The organism is Paenibacillus sp. MMO-177 (assembly GCF_037147795.1).
Lineage (GTDB): Bacteria > Bacillota > Bacilli > Paenibacillales > Paenibacillaceae > Pristimantibacillus.
The window spans coordinates 1,169,295-1,188,727 of the sequence record NZ_JBBCUR010000001.1 but is presented as its reverse complement, the minus strand read 5'-3'; the positions used below and the strand labels follow the sequence as shown (position 1 = coordinate 1,188,727).

The window sequence follows — 19,433 nt, the reverse complement described above, 5'->3', positions numbered from 1 at the left end:
TCCATTGCTTTCTTTTTAAATTCTCCGGAATGAAACGCGCCACGCCGCCAAAGGACGGCGAAGCCGTTTCACCTTGGACTGTTCCGTATCTAATCCCCCATCAAATAATTCCATACAGATCGAGAGGTATCGTCTATGATTGCGGAAAAAGGAGCGTGGAACCGGATTCGTTCCAGACTGTTGTTTACCGGTCCCACCTTGTTTGCGTTTCTAACCGTCATGATCATTCCGTTTTTCTACGGCATTTATTTAACTTTTACGAACTGGGACGGTATTTCCACGTCGCATTCGCTTGTCGGATTCTCAAATTACGGCGAAGTGTTCAAGGACCACGTGTTCTGGAAGTCGTTCGGCCTTACGCTCAAATATGTATTCATCTCGGTTATTCTGATCAACGCGGCCGCTTTTGCGCTGGCTTATGCGCTGTCGAGGGGAATGAAGGGGCAAAGCCTGTTCAGGGCGGGCTTTTTCGTTCCGAATCTTGTCGGTGGCATCGTGCTCGGGTTTATCTGGCAGTTTATTTTCTCGAACGTGCTTGTTTACTTCGGGACCAAGGCGGATATTCCGTTCTTTGGCGCTTCCTGGCTGGCCGATCCCGACAAAGCCTTTTGGTCGCTTATCATCGTCACCGTCTGGCAATACGCCGGTTACATGATGGTCATCTTCGTTGCCGGATTGATGAGCGTTCCCGGCGATATATTGGAGGCTGCAAGCATCGATGGCGCTAATGGCTGGACGAGAATGCGCAAGATGATTCTGCCGCTGATGATTCCTTCCTTCATCGTCACGATCTTTCTATCGCTGCAGCGCTGCTTCATGGTGTACGACCTAAACCTTACGCTGACGAAGGGCGGGCCGTTCAAGAGCACGGAACTGGTCTCGATGCATGTGTATGAGAAGGCGTTTCTGTCCCGGGATTACGGGGTCGGACAGGCGGAAGCGTTCGTATTGTTCCTGCTCGTTGCCGGAATTACGCTGCTTCAGGTCTATTTCAGCAAAAAATTGGAGGTGGAGGCGTAATGGTAGGAAGCAAACCCGCTATCCCTTGGTTGAAAGGCGTCGTACTCACGGTATGCCTCGTCCTGTTCATCGTTCCGTTCGTGATCTTGATCTTGAATTCGTTCAAAGAAAATCAAGCGATTACGTCGAATCCCTTGTCCCTGCCTCTGCGTCTTGAATTCACGAACTACAAGAACGCGTTCGAGCAGATGAATTATATGTCCGCTTTCTCGAATACGCTGGTGATTACGGTTGTCAGCGTGGTCATTATTTCGCTCTTTGCAGCGATGACCGCGCATTATTTTGTCCGGAATAACACGAAGTTCAATCAGTATACGTTCTTGATCATGGTTGCCTCCATGATTATTCCGTTTCAGGCGATTATGATTCCGCTCGTGAAAATTTACGGCTCGCTTGGACTGCTGGACAATAAATGGTCGCTGATGTATATGTATCTCGGATTTGGCAGCTCGCTCGCCGTCTTTATCTATCATGGATTTGTGAAGAGCATTCCGGCGGAGCTGGAAGAAGCGGCTATGATCGATGGCTGTACGCGGACGCAGACCTTTTTCCGTATCGTGTTCCCGGTGCTTGCCCCAACGACGGCGACAATCGCGATCTTGAACGTCCTATGGATATGGAATGATTACCTGCTGCCGTCTCTTATTCTGGTAAAACCGGAGGAGCTGACGCTTCCGCTCTCAACGTACAGCTTCCAGGGTACCTATACGTCGGACTATGGACCGCTGATGGCTGCTCTCGTGCTGACGATTCTTCCAATTATCGTGGTGTATCTATTCGCCCAAAGATATATCATTCAAGGCGTCATGCAAGGGTCGATCAAATGAGAATGAGCGACCGCGTTTAGAGGTAGGTTTTATCGCCAATAAAAATTTGTACTTCCGATTTGCTCGAAATTATAAATTCTTATGTGGTAAATTATCGCAAGGGTAGGATGGCATATGACACAGACTATAGAGTATTCGAGAGAGCGTGCTGACCGCTTTATCCGGGAATCGAAGCATCTGCTGCGTCCGGATTACAGGCTGAATTATCATCTTATGGCGGAGTTCGGCTGGATGAACGATCCCAATGGATTTGTTCAGCACAACGGCAAGTATCATTTGTTCTATCAGCATTATCCCTATCAATCGGCATGGGGACCGATGCATTGGGGGCATGCGGTGAGCAAGGATTTGATCAAGTGGGAATACCTGCCCGTAGCGCTTGCCCCGGATACGGATTTCGATAGCGGCGGATGTTTCTCCGGCAGTGCGGTGAGCAAAGACGGCAAGCTCTTCCTGATGTATACCGGCCATGTGGTAACCGGCCCGGATAAAGACAGCGACTACAAGCAGTCTCAGGGCATCGCGGTATCGGAGGACGGGGTGAACTTCAAGAAACATCCGTTAAATCCGGTCATCGGCTATGATCAAATACCGGATTGGGCGAGCCAGAAAGACTTCCGCGATCCGAAAGTATTCGAGCGGGACGGTCGTTATTACGTTGTGCTTGGTTCTAACGACGGCGCAGGCAACGGGCTGGTTCTCGTCTACCGGTCGGACGACCTGATGAGCTGGACGTTTGTTGGGGAGCTCGCGCGGAGCGACGGCAGATTCGGCGATAACTGGGAATGCCCGGATCTGTTCGAGCTTGGCGGGAAAGATGTATTCATGCTGTCCCCGCAGCGGATGCCGGCGCAGGGCGAGCAGTACCGCAACCTGCATTCCACGATGACGGTTATCGGCGCATTTGATGGCAAGACCGGCGGGTTCGACATGGAGAGTCATGCCCAGGTGGACCACGGCTTTGATTTCTATGCGCCGCAATCCACGCTGGATGAGAAGGGGCGGCGCATCGTTATCGGCTGGATGGATATGTGGGAAACGGACATGCCGACACAGAATGGCCACCATTGGGCGGGCGCCATGAGCTTGCCGCGGGAAGCGGTATTGGTTGGAGAACGGATTCTATACCGGCCGGTGAAAGAGATTGAGAACTATCGGCTCAATGCCTTCTCGGAGACGGATATTCAGCTGAACGGAGTACGCGAGCTGCCTGTTGGCGGTGATTGCTACGAGCTCGAGGTCGTTTTTGAAGCGGGGCAAGCCGAGCAATTCGGACTGAAGCTGCGCGTCGGCAACGGTGAGGAGACGGTATTGTCTTATCGCCCGGACGATCAGCTCCTGCGATTCAACCGCGACCGGTCCGGCATCGGGCCCGGAGGCGAGCGCCGCGCCCTGACGAGACTTGCGGACGGCAAGCTGGGCTTGCGCATTTTCGTAGATAAAAGCTCGGTGGAAGTATTCGTCGGCGACGGCGAGATCGTCATGACGGGACGGATCTATCCCGATGCGGCTTCAACGGGCATTCATCTGTTCGCAAACGGATCCTGCCGGCTGGTTTCGCTTCGGAAGTGGGACATCAAGTAAGGTTAAGGGGCAGAAGTTATATGGAGGGGAGCATACAGGTGCGGACGGTATTTACGATTGGAGAAGCGTTAATCGATTTTATCCCCCATGAGAAAGGCTGCGGCTTGAAGAAGGTGGACAGCTTCCGCAAGGCCGCGGGGGGCGCGCCTGCTAACGTGGCTTGCGCGGTCGCGAAGCTAGGCGGACGCAGCTCGTTCATCGGCAAGGTCGGAGCCGACGCCTTCGGCGACTTTCTCGTGGAGACGATGGAGCAAGCGGGCGTTGACACACGTTATGTATTCCGGACGAACGAGGCGAATACCGCGCTCGCCTTCGTTAGTCTGCAGGCGGACGGCAACCGGGAGTTCTCCTTCTACCGTCATCCAAGCGCGGACATGCTGCTGAGCGAAGCGGAGATCGGGAACGATTGGTTCGCCGAAGGCGATATTCTGCATTTCTGCTCCGTCGATTTAATCGAGGCTCCGGTCAAATACGCGCACCGCAAAGCGATTGCTTCGGCCAAGGCTGCCGGCGCGATCGTCAGCTTCGATCCGAACGTGCGGCTGCCGCTCTGGCCCGATCGGGAATCGTGCAGGCAGACGATTCTGGAGTTCCTCCCGCTAAGCCATATCGTGAAAATAAGCGATGAGGAGCTTGCGTTCATTACAGGCCATGCCGACGAACGGACCGCAATCGCCTCGCTGTTCGTCGGTAATGTGCAGCATGTCGTATACACGCGCGGTGCGGAGGGGGCGGTCTGGTACGCGCGTGATTTCGCCGTATCGGTACCGGGACAACGGGTGACGGCGATCGATACGACGGGAGCGGGCGATGCCTTTGTCGGCGCGCTGCTGTCCCTCGTCGCTAAGCATCCGGAGTTTCTCGAACGTATTCGCGAAGAGTCGGCTCGCGGCATGCTGGCGTTTGCTAACCGTGCGGCAGCCATAACCGTAACGCGTTCCGGCGCAATCGATTCGCTGCCTACGCTGGAAGAGATCGAGGATTTCGGTTAAGCAGACTATCGATTACCTGCAGGTACGGAGCCGTATACTGTTGATAGTTGAAGGACTTGAACAAAAGGTCTGACCGCCGCGGGCGATCAGACCTTTTGTTCTTGCAAGGAGAAGCAACATCTTCCTCCCTGATCACGTTGTAGGTATAAGTGGATAAGGGAGGAATTTCTAGTGAAAATAGGCATGACTCTGTTGCTATTTCTTGTTATATTACTAGCAGGCTGCGGAACAGGGAATAAGAATAGTTCGGAAACACAGCAGGCAAAGGCGAAAATCAATCCGCCAACAGAGACGACCGGCAGCTCAGCCAGTTGGCCTTTCGCACGGATGATCAAATTCCAGGATAGAATCTATGTCGGGGTGGAAGAGAAGGTAGAGTCGGTAGAAGGGAAGCTTGGGGAGATTAAGCATCTTTTAACTCAAGCAAACTTTGATGAGCCCGACGAATCCTCCAACTATTACAAGGAAGGAACCGCACTCTATCAGATTGCCGGAGTTCCGGTAGAATCCGGGATCGCCGTTGAAGCAGCACCAGGCCAATACGTCAAAGCCTTACCCGTGGAAGAGGTATTAGGAGGAAGCCGTTCGAAATGAGCAATTGGTTAAGATGGGTAGTAACCCTTGTCATCGCCATCGCGGCGGGAACTTGGTATGGACTTCATCCAAGCGTCCCGCCAGTCGTATTTTACATTGGACTTTTTATCGTGGTTTTTGGGGTCAGCATCTTCCCCGTTGTCTATCTTACTTATTTCTCGAAAAATATGAACCGGGTAGAGAAGTTTATGCTGCGTTCATCCCATAAGCCTTATTATGCCGTTACTCTGGATTTGATAAATGGCCGGATCAAAGAAGCTGAGCAGAGAATTGCGCAGATTAAGCACGAACAGCAACGTCTGGCCATGCAGATTTCGATTGATTACTAGAAACAGAATTTTGCTGCCCTGCCGCGTCAAATAGAGAACGTAAAACGGCCTGAAGCAAAGCTTTACTATACCGGGCTCATAGCTGTTATAGAAAATGACTGGGATAAGGTGGAGGCATGCAAAATTCAGATGAGAAGCAAAGCGCTCCGTTCGGTGCTTGATGCTGAAGCGGCTTTCAAAGCCGGCAGGTATGACGAAGCAAAGAAGCATGGCGACCAGGCGATTGCCGATTCGGCAGGCATGCAGCGTTACATCCTCATCAAGATGCTAGAAAGGCAATCCCGCAGCGAGCAGCGCATCAGTTATTTTTAATTGCACCTTTTATTGGACAGCTGAGGCTGTCTTTTTCTGTGGAAACCTTGAAGTTGCCTAGACAGTAATGAAATAAGACCCCGCGAGGGTCTTATTTTGCTTTTGGGCAGCTGAAGTGGTGGTGATAAGACCCTGGTAGGGTCTTATCCTCTGTGCGGGTTGGGTAAAATAGGCGAAATTTACTGCTAGAGAGGGAGTAGCCACTGTCAGTTAATGAGCTCATTCGCATAGTTAATCCCTTTGCAAAATTGCCCCTTTCTGCCCGCATCCAAGTTTAGCCCCCCTCCGCGGATGGTCATAATGGGAAGGATAGACTTTCATCCTGGAGGTAGCTCGCTTATGCATCGGCAACTGTTTACGAAACGTTCGAGCTCCAATGACAACCAAATGCTGCCCGAGTACGCCGATATTCCGATTGATCCTTCGGTTGAGAATAATTTATTGCGGGTAAAGCGCGATATGGGCGGCAGCGATGATCTTATTATGCGGCAGATCCATAATGAAGGGATAAATACGGCAGCTGCGGCGGTCGTCTATATCGACGGACTGTCTAACGCGATGGCCATTAATCAATATATCTACGATGTGCTGGACTATTCCTTGCCCCGCTATGATGGGGAGGACATGATGACGCTGGATGCGGGGACGCTCGCAAAGAAGCTGCTAAACGGCATGGGACCGGTCCGTACCGTATCCGACCTGGGCTCCCTCTACAAGAATCTGTTGTGCGGCGAAGCGATCATACTGCTCCGCGGGCACCAATATGCCTACTGCGCGGACATCCGGGAATGGAAGGGCCGGGACGTTACGGAATCAACAAACCAGACGTCTATTCGGGGGCCCCGGGAAAGCTTCACCGAAACGCTCCGTACCAATACTTCGCTTATCCGGCGGAAGATCAAGGACCCGCGTTTGTGGACGGAGACGGTCACCATCGGCCACCTTACCAAAACCGACGTCACGCTCATGTACATCAACGGCCTTGCGAAACCGTCCGTTCTGCAGCTGGTCCGCGACCGGCTGAGCCAAATCAAGATCGACGGCATTCTCGACAGCGGATATATCGAAGAGTTAATCGAGGACGATAAATGGTCGCTGTTTCCTACCGTGTACAATACGGAGCTGCCGGATAATGCGGCAAGCCAGCTGTTGGAAGGCAAAGTAGCCATTCTCGTTGAGGGTACGCCCAACGTCCTGATTGCGCCTACCCAGATGGTTACTTTTTTTCAATCGACGGAGGATTATTACCAGCGTGCCTTCTATGCAAGCTTATTACGTATTCTGAGGTTCGGAAGCGTCTTTATCTCGCTTCTGTTTCCATCGCTCTATATCGCTATCACGACGTTTCACCGGGATATGCTGCCCGCATCGCTTCTGATCTCCCTCGCCGCGCAGCGTGAAGGAGTACCGTTTCCCGCCTTTTTCGAGGCGCTTATTATGGAGATTACGTTCGAGATTTTGCGGGAAGCGGGACTTCGGATGCCGCGTGCGATTGGCCAGGCGGTATCGGTCGTAGGCACGCTTGTTATCGGGCAGGCAGCCGTAGAGGCGGGGATCGTATCCGCGGCGATGGTTATTGTGGTATCCATTACGGCGATCTCGACGTTTACGCTTCCGGCCTACAGCATGTCGATCCCGGTCCGCATCCTTCGTTTTGCGTTTATGGGGGTGGCTGCAAGCTTTGGCCTGTTTGGCATTATAATGGGGTTCTTTGTCCTTATGCTCCATCTGTGTGCCTTGCGTTCGTTTGGGGAACCGTTTATGACGCCACTGTCGCCATTCCAAAAAACCGAAATGCAAGACGCGTTATTCCGTCTGCCGAGATGGCTCCTGTTCAAAAGGCCGGACACCTCATTAGCATCCGATTCCAGCAGAATCCGCAGAAAATAGGGAGGCGTCATCATGCTCTACAAATTTGCCATTTCGATGCTGTGCCTTCTGCTGATGACCGGCTGTTGGAGCAGAAGGGAGCTGAACGAGCTTCTGATTGTCCTTGGGATGGGAATCGACTGGGAGGACGGGCATTACTTGGTTTCCTTTCAGGTGGTTAATCCCAGCGAGATTTCGAATCAGCAAAAAAGGGGAGACCGCCCTCCGGGCACCCTTTTCCAAGGAAGGGGAAAAACGTTGTTTGAGGCAGCCAGAGCGGTAACCGCGGAGGCGCCGCGCAAGGTGTATCTTGGGCATCTGCAAATCTATGTGATCGGAGAGGAAGCCGCAAGGAAGGGCATCAACGAGTTGATTGACGTGTCCGCCCGCGATAATGAAACGCGGATGGATTTTAATATCATCATCGCAAAAGGAAGCAAGGCGGAGGATGTACTAAAGCTGTATACGCCGGTTGAGAAGCTGCCAAGCTACAGCATGCAGCAGTCGCTGCAGACCTCCGCGAAAAATTGGGCGCCAACCATTGCCGTCACGCTGGATAAAGCGATAACCAATCTCTCTTCCCAAGGGAGCGAGCTTGCGTTGACCGGAATAAGAGTTATTGGCAATCCCAAAGTCGGGGAAAACAAACAAAATGTAGAGAAATTCATGCCGCCAAGCCGATTCCGTTATTCGGGCATCGCCGCTTTCAGGGATGATAAATTGATCGGCTGGCTGAACGAAAGGGAGAGCAGGGGTTATACCGATATTACGAATAATCTGGATAGTACTTCGATCGCTATACCATGCGGGGAACAGCGATATATGGGGATAGAAGTGACGTCCTCCAATTCCAAAATCAAAACAAAGGTTGTAAACGGAAATCCGGAGGTTGAAGTCTCCATCCGGACGGAGGCCAATATCGTCGAAAGATCATGCGCCGACGTGGATTTGTCGAATCCGGAGACAATCAAGCAATTAGAGAAGAAAACAAAAGAGAATATTCAAACCAATGCGGAAGCGGCCGTTAACCATGCCAAAGAAATGAAATCGGATATTTTCGGCTTCGGCACTCAGATGGAGAAGGAGCATCCTGCCTTCTGGTACCGGGTGAAGGATCAATGGCGCGAGGAATATTTTCCGAAGCTTAAAGTGAGCTACAAGATTAAATTGTATATCCGGGAAACGGGTACAACCGAGAATAGTACGATCAGATAATGAGGAGGAGGGGATCGGCAAATGGCATCACTATTTGGCGTTCTGGCTTTGGCGGCGGGAACCTTCTGGCTGGAAGCACGGGGACTAATCCGGCGGCAGCAATTCCGGGAGCTTGCCTTTTTCCTTGTCCTACTGCTGATCGGAACGGCATTGTTCTGTGTTCTGGCGCTTCAAATCGATCTTCCGAACCCCTTTTTATTGGTGAAATGGATGTACGGATGGATAGGGAAATCAAAGTCGTAGGGGTAGAAGGAAAGAAGGGAGGGGAGGTACGGAATGCCTACATACATGAATGGAAAAATATCGGTCAGACAGTTCGGTATCCTGATTGTGATTGGAACGATTGGCGACTCGATTCTCATTATGCCAACCATTACGGCAGCCGCCTCCAAACAGGACTCCTGGCTCTCCATGCTGCTTGCCTTTGTTGCGGGACTTGCTACGGGAGGCTTGTTTGCGGCTATCGCTGGCCGGCTTGACCGGATGAGCCTGTATGAAGCGATTCGGCAAAGGCTTGGAATCTGGTTTGGCGGCTTCTTTTTTATCCTCTTCCTGTTCGGTTCCTTTATGTGCGTGATCACGCTGCTCAGCGAGATGAGCCGGTTCATGACAACGCAATTAATGCCGGAGACGCCGGTTAATGCGATTATTCTAGTGTTTGCGGCGGTTGTTATTATTGCCTACCGGTATGGCATAGAGGCTTATGCCAGGATGGGCGAGCTGTTATTCCCTGTTTTTATGGGACTGTTTGCCATGCTTGTCATATTTCTGATGCCGCAGATCGAGTGGAAGAATCTTCTCCCCATTACGGCCCATGGCATCCTGCCGATTATCAACGGAGCGCTTCCCGCTTATTGCACGGCTTTTGCCGAGATGGTTGTTCTGCTTATGCTGGTTCCCTATGTGGAGGGCAGCGAAAAGCTATCGAAGCACATTCTGAAGGGCTTTGCGGTAGGCGGCATGATTTTGTTTCTTATTGTTCTCCTTAGCGTACTCGTGTTAGGGCCAGCTCTGATGGAGTCCAAATATTATCCGACCTTTGTGTTAGCCCAGAAAATTATGATCGGTCATTTCCTTGAACGGATTGAGGCGGTAATGGCCTTTTTATGGGTCATCACCGTGTTCTACAAATCGCTGCTACACTTCTTTACGCTTACAACCGGGCTCGCGCAGGTGTTTCGTCTGCAAGAGAGCAAGATGCTGACCATACCGCTTGGAATGATCCTGCTTGTCTGCACGGTGATTGGCACGCCTAATATCGTCACTTACAATCAGATCCTGATTGATTATTATCCCTGGTTTGATTTAACCTTTTTCCTTGTGCTCCCGATCATTATGCTGGTTCTCCTGCTGGCAATCAAGCAAAAACAGAAGAAGCAGCCGACACTGCAGGGGCAGCAAGGGCAGGAGGCAACCGAAAAATTAGGCGAATGATTTTCCAAAAAACGCTTGTTCCTTCCGCGGGATCATGTTAAAATGACACTATAAATAATAAAACATGAAATATGAAATATTATTGAGGTGACTGGAATGGCCCGTTTCAACTCCGAAGAAGAAGTTCTCGCCCATTACGATCCGAAGAAGTACCGGACACCGGATGGCTATACAAGCGATATTGCGGTATTTACGATCATTAGCGAGCCAATCGCACCCAATAAGCCGCCGAAGCGGACGATGAAGCTGATGCTGATCCGCCGGGCACAGCATGACCGCGAAGGAAATCCGAACATCGAAGGCGGGAAATGGGCGCTGCCGGGAGGTTTTATAGATCCCGAAGAGGTAGCATACGAAGCGGCCAAACGCGAATTGTCCGAAGAGACCGGCGTAGAGGGCATTCATATTCGGCATTACGGGGTCTATGACAAGCTGGGCCGGGATAAGCGGGGATGGATAATCTCCAACGCGCATTACGCGATTGTGCCGGAGGATTACCTCGAGAAACGCAAGGCGGCCGACGATGCGGAGGAGGTGGAGCTCTTTACGATCGAGGAGATTAAAGAGCTGGAGATGGCCTTTGACCATCGATTGGTGATTGCCGACGCTTACGAAATGATCCGGAAGGATATGCTGCTCTCGACGGTTGCCCGCAGCTTCCTGCCGCAGGAATTTACGTTAAGCGAGCTGCAAAGCGTGCTCTTAACCGTTACCGACAGCCCAAAGGTAGCGAAGTATTCGACATTCCGGAACCGTGCCGAACGCCTCCCGTTTATCGAAGTCGTTCGAATCGACGGCGAAGCCAAAACCACATCAAGAAATTCCAAGCGACCATCGATTTTGTACCGTTTCAAAGAGGGAGAACCTCTGGAGTCGATCTACTTCTAAAGGTATTGTCACAATACCTGTTCTTTTTAGAAATAATATTTCATAAAACATGAAATAAGGAATAAGAGGAGATGGCTAATGATGACGACGAATAATAAGCTTGTTACTCCGTTTGATCGTTTGTTCCGGGAGGCCGATATTGGCGGCAAAAGCAGCGCAGCTATGAATGATGTGCTGACAGAAGCCGCGAAAGAGCAGCTCCTGCCGGCTGAAGCGGATCAAGTGAAAACCCTGCTTCTGGTCATCGACCAGCAGAACAGCTTTATCGAAGGCGGCGAGCTGGGAGTTCCCGGATCGGTCCAGGACACCATTCGGCTTGGAAAATTTATGTATAGAAATTTGCATAAAATCACACAAGTCGCATTAACCAAGGACGTCCATACGCCGCTGCAGATTTTTCATCCTTGCTGGTGGACGGACCGGAGCGGCAAGCAGCCCGTCCCCGTCGAAACGGTCATTACGGTAGAGTCGGTTATAAGTGGGGATTGGACGCCGGTTTTTTCGCCGGCGAGAAGCCTTGCTTATCTTCATGAGCTTAAGGTGGGCGGGAAGCGGGAGCTTCGCATCTGGCCATACCACTGCCTGGAAGGAACAAACGGTGTGGAGTTCGAGAGCCAATTCATGAATCTGGTCTACTTCCATACGGTGGCAAGAAGAAGCACGCCGGTTATTTTGGAGAAAGGACAGGATCCGTTAAGCGAAATGTACGGCGCGTTCTACCGGGAGGATGGCGTGGCGAGCGACGCCAACCGGGCTTTTCTGGACAGCCTCACGGATTATAACCAAATTTATATCGCCGGTCAGGCACTCTCGCATTGCGTACTCGATACGCTGAAGCATATTTTGGAGCATCATGCGGAGAACCGGGCATTGACGGAAAGCATTCATCTGCTGACGGACTGCTCGAGCCCGATACCGGGTACGGAAGCTTTGACGGACACGGCGATCCGGGAACTAGTTAAGCGATACGGCATTCAGCTCGCGACGGCGGAAGGCCTGACGATATAAGCATAAGGATACGGAGGGAACCGGAGATGGACAACGGACAGCAAATCAGGAAATATGCGGACGACAGCCTTGCGCTGCATACGGACTTATACCAGGTCAATATGGTGGAGACTTATTGGGCGGAAGGAATGAGCGAGCGGAGAGCGGTATTCGAGCTCTTTTTCCGCAAGCTGCCTTTCGGGAACGGCTACGCAATCTTTGCGGGACTGGAGCGGATTATCGAGTATGTGCAAAGCTTCGGCTTTACGGATTCGGACCTGGCCTATTTGCAGGAGGAGCTTGGTTATGAAGAGGATTTCCTCGCTTACCTGAAGCAGCTTCGCTTCACCGGCAAAATTACCGCCATGCGCGAAGGAGAGCTGGTCTTCGGCAATGAAGCGATCCTCCGGGTGGAAGGTACGCTGGCCGAAGCCCAATTTATCGAGACCGCGCTGCTTAATATCGTAAACTACCAGACGCTGATCGCGACCAAAGCCTCGAGAATCCGCAATGCCGTTGGAGATGCTCCGCTTCTCGAGTTCGGCACGCGCCGCGCCCAAGAAATGGATGCAGCGCTCTGGGGCTCGCGGGCTGCCATTATCGGCGGCTGCGATGCAACTTCGAACGTGCGATGCGGCAAACGGTTTGGCGCAAAGGTATCGGGCACGCATGCTCACGCGATGGTACAGGCGATGCTTGACGAATACGAAGCGTTCCTCCGTTATGCGAGGCGGCAGAAGCAGATGAACCGCAAATGCGTCTTCCTGATCGACACGTACGATACGCTCAAATCGGGCATTCATAACGCCATCAGAGTCGTGAAGGAGCTTGGCATCAAGGAGTTGTTCGAAGGAGTCCGGCTTGATTCGGGCGACCTTGCTTACCTGTCGAAGGAAGTCCGCAAGCTGCTGAACAAGGCCGGTTTTGAAGAAACCCGGATTTATGCCTCGAATGATCTCGATGAATACACGGTCCTGAATTTGAAGTCGCAGGGCGCGGTTATCGACGCATGGGGAATCGGAACAAAGCTTATAACGGCGTATGATCAGCCGGCTTTAGGAGCAGTCTATAAAATTGTGGCGATAGAAGATGATACTGGAAAAATGGTCGACACGATCAAAATTTCGGGCAATCCCGAGAAAGTGACAACTCCGGGAAGGAAGAGGCTGTACCGGATCATTAATCTGGCGAATCACCGCTCGGAGGGCGATTATATCGCGCTGGAAGAGGAGAAGCCGCAGGAGGAAGGACGCCTTAAGATGTTCCACCCGGTGTACACCTATATCAGCAAATTCGTAACGAATTACGAAGCGAGAGAGCTTCATGCGGATATTTTCGTAGATGGACAGCTGGTCTACGAGATGCCCGGGCTCTATGAGGTGCAGGCTTTTGCCAAAGGAAACTTGGAGCTGCTCTGGGATGAATACAAGCGGAATCAGAATCCGGAGGATTATCCGGTTGACTTAAGCCAGCGCTGCTGGGACAACAAGATGAATCTCATCCATGCGATGAAGGAGAAAGCGGAAGGAGTGGCTAAAGAGACATGACGACAAAACCCCGGAAAATCGGGATCTACGGATCTTCTTTCGACCCGATAACGAATGTGCATTTATGGACGGCTTCGACGGTGGCGCACCGCAAAAACCTGGATTTAGTAATCTTTCTGCCTTCCTCCAGCATGCGCCATGACAAGAAAACGAACACAAGCGACGAGCACCGGGTCAATATGATCAAGCTTGCGATTCAGGATAATCCGAAGTTTGTTTTTGACCCCTATGAGCTTACGGTCCTGGCGGGCATGCAATATACGTTCCACACGATGAGGCATTTCCGCGAGCAATATCCTGAGGATGAGCTGTATTTTATTATGGGCGCCGATCTTCTTGTCGATATCGCGGACGGCAAATGGTCGCATGAGAAGGAATTGATTGAGGAAAATAAGTTTATCATAATGGCACGTAATGGCATTGATATGACGGAAGCGATCTCCCGTTCGCCGCTGCTTCGCAACCATGACGACGGACGGTTCCAATTGATGAGCAAAGGGCTGGCCATGGAAATAAGCTCGACTTACATCCGGGATGAATTCAGCCGGGGCGGGGAGCCGAGATATTTGCTGCCGGATTCGTGTTACGACTATATCAAGCAGAACGGTTTGTACCGTATTTAACGATTGAAGGAGGCGCATGGCGATGACCTTGCAGCAGCAGATTATTGAGAAATTGGGAGTAAAACCGCAAATCGACGCGCAGGAGGAAATCCGGAGAACGGTTGATTTTATAAAAGATTACATGACCTTTGCGCGAAAAACCGCGTTGGTGCTTGGGATTTCGGGCGGACAGGATTCGACGCTTGCCGGCAAGCTTTGCCAAATGGCGGTGAATGAATTAAACGACGAAGAGGGAGTAAAGACCTACCGCTTTATCCCCGTCCGGCTGCCTTACGGCAACCAAAAGGATGAGCAGGATGCGCAGGATGCGATTGCTTTTATCGGGGCCGAAAGCTTTATCACGATTAATATTAAGGCGGCCGTTGACGCCGGCGCGGCGGAATACGAAGCCCGGACGGGGAAGAAGCTGAGCGATTTTACGAAGGGCAACCGGAAGGCAAGAGAGCGGATGATCGCGCAGTTCGAGATTGCGGCGGAGGAGAACGGGCTGGTTGTCGGAACGGACCATGCGGCCGAGGCCATCACGGGCTTTTATACGAAATTCGGCGACGGCGCGGCGGATCTGACTCCGTTATACCGGCTGAATAAACGGCAGGGAAGACAGATTCTGAATGAGCTGAACTGCCCGGAGCATCTGTACCTGAAGACCCCTACCGCAGACCTGGAAGAGGATAAGCCGCAGCTTGCTGACGAAGTTGCCCTAGGTGTAACTTACGACGATATTGACAACTACCTGGAAGGCAAGGAAATTGGCGAAGAGGAGCGGCAAAAGATCGAAAATTGGTATATCCGGACGATTCATAAACGGGAGCAGCCGGTGACCGTATTCGACCGCTGGTGGAAGAAAGTTGACGGAAAATAGGAGTTTGGAAGCATGAAGCCTATCCGACATTCGCGAGGATGACGGGTAGGTTTTTTGTCATGTTCAACCAGGCAAACCATATAGGTCTTTAATACTGAATCCAAATAATTGCAAGAGATTGTTTTTATTTTCGCGGAAATCTGCTATTCTACTGGTGATCAGCTAAGGGATTGGGGAGTGGGAACTTTTGAAACCGGTTACAGTGTATGATATTGCGAAGGAAGCGAATGTATCGGTTGCAACGGTATCGCGGGTTTTGAACAATACAGCCCCCGTAAAGAAGTCAACGAGAGATCGCATCGTAGAATTGATGAACAAGTACCAGTTTCAGCCTAATGCATTAGCTCGAAGCCTGTCTAAGAAGGAGACGGGGATGATCGGCATCATTTTGCCGGACATCACCAATCCGTTCTTTCCGTCCGTTCTGGCGGGGTTTGAGCAAGAGGCGCGAAACAAAGGGTACACCTTCTTTCTATGCGATACCGTTTCGACGAACGGGGATTCGAAGGAGCAATACGAGCGTGAATCGCAATATCTCAGCCTGCTGATGGAGAAGCAGGTAGACGGCATCGTGATGATTGGCGGCCGGATTAACCTGGCTAAGCCTAGCGAAGCTATGGTGAATGAGGTGGTTGATATCAGCAAGCGCGTGCCGACTTTGCTTATTAACGGCAATTTGCCAGGGCAAAATATTCATTCCGTTTGCGTTGACGAGCGGGAAGGGGCCGAGCTTGCGACGCAGCATTTGATCGACCTCGGGCATCGGGATATCGCGTTTGCCGGGGGCTACCAGAGCATGGCGAATACGCTCCAGCGAGTCCAGGGCTTTGTGAAGACCATGCAGAAAAACGGGCTTGTCGTCCGGAAGGAATGGATGTTGGATGGCGGCTTTACGGTAGAGAAGGGCAAGCTGTTCATGAATTATTTGCTTAGCCTGCCAGAGAGGCCAACGGCTTTATTTTGCGCGAATGATCTGGTGGCCATCGGTGCTCTTAAAGCCGCCTATAATGCCGGTGTAAAGGTTCCGGAGGATTTGTCGCTGGTTGGCTTTGACGATGTTCCGTATGCGTCCAACAGCATACCGGAGCTGACGACGGTGTCTCTCAAATGCTATGACATCGGGAAATATGCGGCCGAGCAGCTGCATAAGATGATTACCAAAAGCAAAGTAAGCAGGAAGGCAAAGCTGAGACCGGAGCTCGTCATTCGCGAGTCAACGGCTCCGCCTATAGGCTCAAGGCTAAATGGGCCGAATGGAATATTTAGATAAATATTTCAAAAAACTTTCTTGACAACGCTTTCACGTCTGATTTAGAATCAAGGTGTCAAAGCAATACACGGTTCGAACAAAAATGAAACCCGTTTCAATGTAATCGGCAATCATCATATTTTCACATGAAATGCACGTAAGAATACCGTAAATATGACAGTTAATGTTGTTTCGGATCGAATGTGTATTTTATTTTTACTAAAAAATGAAACGGGTTTCATGAAACGGGATACATGTCACCGATCGGGGGTCGTCTAGAATGGGTTTGGATACACAGGCGATATCGGCAGTTCAGTTCGAGGCCGATGCAGTACGTATACACGGAGAACCCAAGCTGCTCTTAAGTGCCTCGCTCTTTTACTTCCGGATTCCGAGGCTGCTGTGGAAGGAACGGATGGAGCAGTTGAAAGCTTATGGCTATAACAGCATCGATGTTTACTTCCCGTGGAACTACCACGAACGGAAGGAAGGCGAATGGGACTTCAGCGGCGAGCGTGATGTCGAAGCCTTCCTCGAAGCGGCAAGAGATGCGGGATTATGGGTGATCGCAAGGCCAGGCCCTTATATTTGTTCCGAATGGGACGGCGGCGCGCTTCCTGCTTATCTGCTGGCGCAAGGAATCGAGATTCGGCAGAATGATCCGGTATTCCTGACCCGGGTCGCCGGCTGGTTCGACCGGATTATCCCACTTCTTAAAGCCTACCAGGCAGGCGAGGGCGGAACGGTTATCGCGGTACAGCTGGATAACGAACTCGACTTCTATGATTGCAAGGATCCAAAAGGGTATATCGGCGCATTACGGGATTTGGTACTGGCGCATGGGATTTCGGTTCCGCTGTTCGCTTGTGCCGGTCAAGGCGGATTGCTCCAGGCGGCGGGAATTGCAGAGGGAGTAGCCCCAACCTGCAACTTCTATCCGAACGACCGGGATCCAGAGTTCGAGCAGAAAGTGCTTCATTACGGCGGGCTTATGGAGGAGCTTGGTTATCCTCTCCTCGTAACCGAGACAAACCGCGCGCATTACCTGCTTCGCCGATTGCTCGGCTGCGGCGCCAAGCTTCTGGGACCTTACCTTCAGGTATCGGGCACGGATTTTGGCTTTACGAACGCCACGAACAACTGGGGTAAGCCGCTTGCGTTTATGACATCGGATTACGACTTTGGGGGAATGATCTCGCCGGAGGGGCATATCCGGGACGAAGCTTACGAAGGCCGGCTGCTCGGCAGATTAATCGAAGCTTACGGAAGCAAGCTGGCAGAAGCGAAAGCAGTCGGAGCGGCAGATGAGGATTTCGTTAAGGGCGGTCAATGGACTACTATTGCCGGCCCGTATGTGCTCGAACTGAAGGACGGCGGCCAACTGTTGTTCCTGACGAATTTGGATGACGAGGATAAGGAAATTACAATAGCCGGTTCTGATTCGTTTGTCTTGCGGGGAGGCCGATCATTAGCGCTGCCGTATCAAGTTCCGTTAACCGGCTGGGGAATGGCAGGGACGCTGGAGCAATCAACAGCGGAGCTCTACTACGCGAAGCAGGCGGCAGGCAATTGGGTTCTAGCGCTTCATACGGAAAGCGCCGGGCAAATTCAACTTTGCAGCACCGAGATTGCTGCCGTTGAATCCGAGAATTGCGTGACAGACATTCAAGACGGGCGGTTAAGCATCAGGTTCGATGGAATTTCGGATGCCGTATGCCGGATAAATACCCGCAGCGGAGCCATTTTGACAATAGTGATCCATGACAAAGTTAAAGCGCTTTATATGGTGGATATGGATGAAGAAGGGTTATTGCACACCTGTTCAACTGATGTTCAGCCTTCGGATGAAGAGGGGAACGATATTGCTAATTGGCAGCTTAGCCCCTTAAACGGAGCAGAGCCGATGATCTCGCCAGAGTCCAGGCAATCCAGAGATCAAGCCGTATATCTCGAACATTGCGAAATTTATCGAGGGTACGGCTGGTATGAAGCATCAGTTCCGGCGGATCGGGCGGATGCGGCAGAGGGTATACTCGTCCAAAACGGCAGCGACGTGATTTCGCTTTATGCGGATGGCCAATACGTGGGGACTACGGTTCCGGGCGGCAGCAGCAGCTATCTCCCGTTAAAAGAAAGGCTGACGCAGGGCAAGCTGGTCGCCAGAACGGAAATTTGGGGACATTCCAACTTCGATGATTCCAGGCTGCCGGGCTTAAAGCTTAACGCTTTAAAAGGACTTGCGGGCATGACGCTTGTAACGAGGCAGCATGAGCTGAGCAGCAATTGGAGCGTGTACCGTGCCGCGGACCGAACGATTCGACCGGAGCTTACGGCGGAAGCCGACCGGAAGCTGTGGCCGATTGTGAACTTGGGTGGCTGGCTGTCGCCGGATCATCCCGCCTTTGAATATTACCGGAAGAGCTTTGTTCCGGGAGAAGGGGCAAACAGCTGGATTATTCACTTTGAAGGCATGCAATCGACGGCGAAGATATTTGTAGATGGTCAGTGGGCGGGAGATATTGGACCATTTGATCCTTATCTTGACCTCTCCGGTTATCTCTCGGCGGGGCAGCCGGCAGAGCTTGCCATCTTCCTTGAAAGAGTAATTGGTCTTCCTCCCGGAAGAAGAGCGGTTATGTACGAGGGAATCAAGGCAATGGACTGGGTAATCAGCGGGGCGGAAGAGCCTGAGCTGTCAGCCCATTCGGCAGCAGCGCGTTCACAGGCGCTGGCTGCGGAGCTTCCCGTACAGCTGGAGCCGGGTCAGACGGCATGGCTGTACGGCGCCACTCCGAATTCGGATAACGGCAAAGGCTGGCGCGCTATGGTCTCCGGAACAGGGCTTAAGCTGACGGTGTTTCTCGAAGGACGAATGGTTGGACGAATTTGGACACCCGGCGAAGAGGCCCGGCCGGTTATTACGGGCGGCAGCCAGCAGTCGGTTTACTTGCCGGGCGTTTGGTTTAACAAGAAGGAAGGCCAGCTTGCCATCCTCTTGGAAGCCGTTGATCAAGCAGCACCATGCAGGCTGGATGCCATCAGGCTCCAACCGGTCTAGCCTGAAGACAAAGACTGGAAATCAATTAGTAATTGGTAAGGAG

18 protein-coding genes are annotated in these 19,433 nt (G+C 51.9%); all 18 read left to right on the top strand.

Going from position 1 to position 19,433, the window contains the following annotated elements:
- Positions 1–135: 135 nt before the first annotated feature.
- Positions 136–1,020: a carbohydrate ABC transporter permease gene (locus WFK81_RS05325; RefSeq protein WP_336785382.1), complete on the top strand. Its 885-nt coding sequence runs from the start codon at positions 136–138 to the stop codon at positions 1,018–1,020.
- Complete coding sequence (locus WFK81_RS05320; RefSeq protein WP_336785381.1) at positions 1,020–1,847, top strand: carbohydrate ABC transporter permease; 828 nt, start codon at positions 1,020–1,022, stop codon at positions 1,845–1,847. The genes WFK81_RS05325 and WFK81_RS05320 overlap by 1 nt, the downstream gene beginning before the upstream one ends.
- Positions 1,848–1,961: 114 nt before the next feature.
- The gene (locus tag WFK81_RS05315; RefSeq protein WP_336785380.1) at positions 1,962–3,431 is read left to right on the top strand and encodes a glycoside hydrolase family 32 protein; all 1,470 of its coding nucleotides are present in this window, start codon (positions 1,962–1,964) and stop codon (positions 3,429–3,431) included.
- Between the two features lie 20 nt (positions 3,432–3,451).
- The gene (locus WFK81_RS05310; RefSeq protein ID WP_442956019.1) at positions 3,452–4,423 is read left to right on the top strand and encodes a carbohydrate kinase family protein; all 972 of its coding nucleotides are present in this window, start codon (positions 3,452–3,454) and stop codon (positions 4,421–4,423) included.
- 171 nt (positions 4,424–4,594) lie between these two features.
- Positions 4,595–5,017, top strand: coding sequence for a hypothetical protein (locus WFK81_RS05305; protein ID WP_336785379.1), 423 nt, complete (start codon positions 4,595–4,597; stop codon positions 5,015–5,017).
- The gene (locus WFK81_RS05300) at positions 5,014–5,346 is read left to right on the top strand and encodes a hypothetical protein (protein ID WP_336785378.1); all 333 of its coding nucleotides are present in this window, start codon (positions 5,014–5,016) and stop codon (positions 5,344–5,346) included. The genes WFK81_RS05305 and WFK81_RS05300 overlap by 4 nt, the downstream gene beginning before the upstream one ends.
- A 129-nt stretch (positions 5,347–5,475) precedes the next feature.
- A complete protein-coding gene (locus WFK81_RS05295) occupies positions 5,476–5,658 on the top strand; it encodes a hypothetical protein (protein WP_336785377.1) in 183 nt (60 codons plus the stop codon).
- Positions 5,659–5,997: 339 nt separating this feature from the next.
- Positions 5,998–7,548: a spore germination protein gene (locus WFK81_RS05290; protein ID WP_336785376.1), complete on the top strand. Its 1,551-nt coding sequence runs from the start codon at positions 5,998–6,000 to the stop codon at positions 7,546–7,548.
- Positions 7,549–7,560: 12 nt separating this feature from the next.
- Entirely contained in the window at positions 7,561–8,742 is a 1,182-nt protein-coding gene (locus WFK81_RS05285; protein WP_336785375.1) for a Ger(x)C family spore germination protein, read from the top strand.
- A gap of 21 nt (positions 8,743–8,763) precedes the next feature.
- The gene (locus WFK81_RS05280) at positions 8,764–8,985 is read left to right on the top strand and encodes a hypothetical protein (protein WP_336785374.1); all 222 of its coding nucleotides are present in this window, start codon (positions 8,764–8,766) and stop codon (positions 8,983–8,985) included.
- Between the two features lie 33 nt (positions 8,986–9,018).
- Positions 9,019–10,176, top strand: coding sequence for a GerAB/ArcD/ProY family transporter (locus tag WFK81_RS05275; protein ID WP_336785373.1), 1,158 nt, complete (start codon positions 9,019–9,021; stop codon positions 10,174–10,176).
- A 96-nt stretch (positions 10,177–10,272) separates the two neighbouring features.
- Positions 10,273–11,064, top strand: a complete 792-nt coding sequence (locus tag WFK81_RS05270; protein WP_336785372.1) for an NUDIX domain-containing protein — start codon at positions 10,273–10,275, stop codon at positions 11,062–11,064.
- Between the two features lie 81 nt (positions 11,065–11,145).
- Positions 11,146–12,072, top strand: a complete 927-nt coding sequence (locus tag WFK81_RS05265) for a hypothetical protein (RefSeq protein ID WP_336785371.1) — start codon at positions 11,146–11,148, stop codon at positions 12,070–12,072.
- Between the two features lie 26 nt (positions 12,073–12,098).
- Positions 12,099–13,598, top strand: a complete 1,500-nt coding sequence (locus WFK81_RS05260; protein WP_336785370.1) for a nicotinate phosphoribosyltransferase — start codon at positions 12,099–12,101, stop codon at positions 13,596–13,598.
- Positions 13,595–14,221 carry a nicotinate-nucleotide adenylyltransferase gene (gene nadD / locus WFK81_RS05255; protein WP_336785369.1) on the top strand — a complete coding sequence of 209 codons (627 nt, stop codon included), beginning with the start codon at positions 13,595–13,597 and terminating at the stop codon, positions 14,219–14,221. The genes WFK81_RS05260 and nadD overlap by 4 nt, the downstream gene beginning before the upstream one ends.
- Positions 14,222–14,243: 22 nt before the next feature.
- Positions 14,244–15,083, top strand: coding sequence for an ammonia-dependent NAD(+) synthetase (gene nadE, locus WFK81_RS05250; RefSeq protein WP_336785368.1), 840 nt, complete (start codon positions 14,244–14,246; stop codon positions 15,081–15,083).
- A gap of 187 nt (positions 15,084–15,270) precedes the next feature.
- Positions 15,271–16,353 (top strand): LacI family DNA-binding transcriptional regulator, encoded by a 1,083-nt coding sequence (locus WFK81_RS05245; RefSeq protein WP_336785367.1) that lies wholly within the window; start codon positions 15,271–15,273, stop codon positions 16,351–16,353.
- 259 nt (positions 16,354–16,612) lie between these two features.
- Positions 16,613–19,390, top strand: coding sequence for a beta-galactosidase (locus tag WFK81_RS05240; protein WP_336785366.1), 2,778 nt, complete (start codon positions 16,613–16,615; stop codon positions 19,388–19,390).
- Positions 19,391–19,433: the final 43 nt, after the last annotated feature.

What these genes read in the sequence shown, in the direction of transcription:
- WFK81_RS05270 (WP_336785372.1), top strand. Translation starts at nt 10,273, where the DNA reads ATGGCCCGTTTCAACTCCGAAGAAGAAGTTCTCGCCCATTACGATCCG.
- WFK81_RS05280 (WP_336785374.1), top strand. Translation starts at nt 8,764, where the DNA reads ATGGCATCACTATTTGGCGTTCTGGCTTTGGCGGCGGGAACCTTCTGG.
- WFK81_RS05325 (WP_336785382.1), top strand. Translation starts at nt 136, where the DNA reads ATGATTGCGGAAAAAGGAGCGTGGAACCGGATTCGTTCCAGACTGTTG.
- WFK81_RS05300 (WP_336785378.1), top strand. Translation starts at nt 5,014, where the DNA reads ATGAGCAATTGGTTAAGATGGGTAGTAACCCTTGTCATCGCCATCGCG.
- WFK81_RS05320 (WP_336785381.1), top strand. Translation starts at nt 1,020, where the DNA reads ATGGTAGGAAGCAAACCCGCTATCCCTTGGTTGAAAGGCGTCGTACTC.
- nadD (WP_336785369.1), top strand. Translation starts at nt 13,595, where the DNA reads ATGACGACAAAACCCCGGAAAATCGGGATCTACGGATCTTCTTTCGAC.
- WFK81_RS05265 (WP_336785371.1), top strand. Translation starts at nt 11,146, where the DNA reads ATGACGACGAATAATAAGCTTGTTACTCCGTTTGATCGTTTGTTCCGG.
- WFK81_RS05260 (WP_336785370.1), top strand. Translation starts at nt 12,099, where the DNA reads ATGGACAACGGACAGCAAATCAGGAAATATGCGGACGACAGCCTTGCG.
- nadE (WP_336785368.1), top strand. Translation starts at nt 14,244, where the DNA reads ATGACCTTGCAGCAGCAGATTATTGAGAAATTGGGAGTAAAACCGCAA.
- WFK81_RS05290 (WP_336785376.1), top strand. Translation starts at nt 5,998, where the DNA reads ATGCATCGGCAACTGTTTACGAAACGTTCGAGCTCCAATGACAACCAA.
- WFK81_RS05315 (WP_336785380.1), top strand. Translation starts at nt 1,962, where the DNA reads ATGACACAGACTATAGAGTATTCGAGAGAGCGTGCTGACCGCTTTATC.
- WFK81_RS05275 (WP_336785373.1), top strand. Translation starts at nt 9,019, where the DNA reads ATGCCTACATACATGAATGGAAAAATATCGGTCAGACAGTTCGGTATC.
- WFK81_RS05310 (WP_442956019.1), top strand. Translation starts at nt 3,452, where the DNA reads ATGGAGGGGAGCATACAGGTGCGGACGGTATTTACGATTGGAGAAGCG.
- WFK81_RS05285 (WP_336785375.1), top strand. Translation starts at nt 7,561, where the DNA reads ATGCTCTACAAATTTGCCATTTCGATGCTGTGCCTTCTGCTGATGACC.
- WFK81_RS05295 (WP_336785377.1), top strand. Translation starts at nt 5,476, where the DNA reads ATGAGAAGCAAAGCGCTCCGTTCGGTGCTTGATGCTGAAGCGGCTTTC.
- WFK81_RS05240 (WP_336785366.1), top strand. Translation starts at nt 16,613, where the DNA reads ATGGGTTTGGATACACAGGCGATATCGGCAGTTCAGTTCGAGGCCGAT.